The sequence below is a fragment of the Nocardia farcinica genome, assembly GCF_029867845.1.
In the GTDB taxonomy this organism is placed as follows: Bacteria; Actinomycetota; Actinomycetes; order Mycobacteriales; family Mycobacteriaceae; genus Nocardia; species Nocardia farcinica_A.
Genome location: NZ_JARWRU010000686.1, coordinates 1 through 2,742 on the forward strand (window position 1 = coordinate 1; position 2,742 = coordinate 2,742).

The following is a 2,742-nucleotide window of genomic DNA, read 5'->3' on the forward strand; positions in this document are numbered from 1 at the left end:
ATCCGGGCCCGAGGTTGGCGCTGGACGCGGGTACCCGCGCGGTCACCGTCAGACCGGCGGGCAGGGTCCGTGTCATCAGCTGGGGTTCGCGCGACTTCAACTCAGGCCAGCTCGAGACGGGCGGCCACAGCCACCGGATCCACCGCGATCGCCTCGACCTGCGGCATGCCGAGCAGCGCCGTGTCGGGGTCCTTCAGACCGTTGCCGGTGACCGTGCAGACCACGGTCAGGCCGGGCTCGAGCCAGCCCTCCTCGCGCGCGGCGAGCACACCGGCCACCGAGGCGGCCGAGGCGGGTTCGACGAACACGCCCTCCTTCGCCGCGACCAGCCGGTACGCGGCGAGGATCTCCTCGTCGGTGGCCGCGCGGAAGGCGCCACCGGACTCCTCCTTCGCCGCGACCGCGCCGTTCCACGAGGCGGGGGCGCCGATGCGGATGGCGGTGGCGATGGTCTCCGGGTCCTTGACCGGGGCGCCGTGCACCAGCGGCGCGGCGCCCGCGGCCTGCACGCCGAGCATGCGCGGCAGCGAGCCGGTCACGCCGTCGGCGTGGTACTCGCGGTAGCCACGCCAGTAGGCGGTGATGTTGCCCGCGTTGCCCACCGGCAGCGCGTGCACGTCGGGCGCGCGGCCGAGCACGTCGCAGATCTCGAAGGAGGCGGTCTTCTGCCCCTCGATGCGCGCCGGGTTGACCGAGTTCACCAAGCCGATGGCCGGGAACTCCGAGGTGACCTTGCGGGCCAGCTCGAGGCAATCGTCGAAGTTGCCCTCGACCTGGATGATCTCCGCGCCGAGCATGACGGCCTGGGCCAGCTTGCCCATCGCGATCTTGCCCTGCGGGATGAGCACCGCGCAGGTCATACCCGCGCGGGTGGCGTAGGCCGCGGCCGAGGCCGAGGTGTTGCCGGTGGAAGCGCACAGCACGGCCTTCTGCCCGCGGTACTTGGCGTCGGTCATGGCCATGGTCATGCCACGGTCCTTGAACGAGCCGGTCGGGTTGGCGCCCTCGACCTTCAGGTACACCTCGCACCCGGTCAGCTCGGACAGGTACGGCGCGGGCACCAGCGGGGTGCCGCCCTCGAACAGGGTGACGGGCTCCCAGTCGGCCGCCCCCTCGAGCCGGTCACGGTAGGCGGCGATCAGACCCGGCCAGCGGGAATGCACGCCTGCCTGCGGGGCGACGCCTGCGGTACTCATTCTTCGGTGCCTTCCAGTCTCAGGACACTTGTCACGGATGTGACGGACTCCATCTCCGCCAGGGCGGCGACGGTGTCCGCGAGCGCCGATTCCACGGCGTGGTGGGTCACGACGACCAATCGAGCGCCCTCGCCGTGTCCTTCCTGACGGACCGTCGAGATGCTGACCCCGTGGGCGGCGAATTCGCCCGCCACCTTCGCCAGCACACCAGGACGGTCGGCGACCTGCAGGTTCACGTGATAGCGGGTGGGCGTATCGCCGATCGGCGCGATCGGTAGCTCAGCATAAACCGACTCGCCGGGAGCGCGGCCACCGAAGAACTTGTTGCGGGCGGCCATCACCAGGTCGCCGAGCACCGCCGAGGCGGTCGGGGCGCCGCCTGCGCCCTGGCCGTAGAACATCAGCCTGCCTGCGTTCTCGGCTTCGACGACCACGGCGTTGAACGCGCCGTTGACCGCGGCCAGCGGGTGCCTGCGCGGGATGAGCGCCGGGTAGACGCGCACCGAGACCCGCTCCTTGCCGCCCTCCGCCGGGCTCGGCTCGCCCGGACCGGCCGAGACCCGCTCGCAGATAGCCAGCAGTTTGACGGTGCAGTCCAGCGCCGAGGCGGTCTCCAGATCCTCCGCGCTGATCCGCGAGATGCCCTCACGGTAGACGTCGGCGGCGGTGACGCGGGTGTGGAAGGCCAGCGAGGCCAGGATGGCGGCCTTGGCGGCGGCGTCGTAGCCCTCGACGTCGGCGGTCGGGTCGGCCTCGGCATAACCGAGGCGGGTGGCCTCGGCCAGCGTGGCCGAGTAGTCGGCGCCGGTCTCGTCCATCGCCGAGAGGATGAAGTTGGTGGTGCCGTTGACGATGCCGACCACCCGGTTGACCCGGTCGCCGGACAGCGACTGGATGAGCGGGCGCACCACCGGGATGGCCCCGGCCACCGCGGCCTCGAAGTACAGGTCGGCGCGGTTGCGCTCGGCGGCGGCGGCCAGTTCGCCGGTGTAGTCGGCCAGCAGCGCCTTGTTGGCGGTGATGACCGACTTGCCCGCGTTGAGCGCGGAGAGGATCAGCGCGCGGGCCGGATCGATGCCGCCGACCACCTCGACCACCAGGTCGACGTCGTCGCGGTCGACCAGCGCCTGGGCGTCGGTGGTCAGCAGCTCGGCCGGGATGCCTCGGTCCTTGCTCGCGTCGCGCACCGCGACACCGCGCAGGACCACCGGGGCGCCGACGCGGGCCCGCAGGTCGTCGGCGTGCTCGCGCAGGATGCGCACCACCTCGGTGCCGACATTGCCCATACCGAGCACGGCGACACCGATCGGGCGATCGGGACCCCAGGCCCCGTTGTTGGCCGCTTCGGGCATCACTCAACCTCCAGACTCAGCAGATCCGCCACCGTCTCCCGGCGCAGCACCAGCCGGGCACTGCCGTGGCGCCCCGCCCCCAACGCCGGGGGCCGCGGGTGGGTGTAACGGCGGGGGATGGAATAGGACGTCGCCCCGCTGGGGGCCCCCGCCGAGAGATGCCCCCGGCCCGCAACGGGCAGCCTCCAGGCGGG

General features: G+C 72.1%; 2 protein-coding genes. Both read right to left on the reverse strand.

From position 1 onward, the window contains the following. Window positions 1–101: 101 nt before the first annotated feature. Window positions 102–1,196: a threonine synthase gene (gene thrC, locus QH283_RS15095; RefSeq protein ID WP_280503629.1), complete on the reverse strand. Its 1,095-nt coding sequence runs from the start codon at window positions 1,194–1,196 to the stop codon at window positions 102–104. After that, on the reverse strand, window positions 1,193–2,548 hold the full coding sequence (locus QH283_RS15100) for a homoserine dehydrogenase (RefSeq protein ID WP_280503630.1): 1,356 nt from the start codon (window positions 2,546–2,548) through the stop codon (window positions 1,193–1,195). Before QH283_RS15100 ends, thrC begins: the two co-directional genes overlap by 4 nt. Between the last annotated feature and the right edge of the window lie 194 nt (window positions 2,549–2,742).

What these genes read in the sequence shown, in the direction of transcription:
- thrC (WP_280503629.1), bottom strand. Translation starts at nt 1,196, where the DNA reads ATGAGTACCGCAGGCGTCGCCCCGCAGGCAGGCGTGCATTCCCGCTGG.
- QH283_RS15100 (WP_280503630.1), bottom strand. Translation starts at nt 2,548, where the DNA reads ATGCCCGAAGCGGCCAACAACGGGGCCTGGGGTCCCGATCGCCCGATC.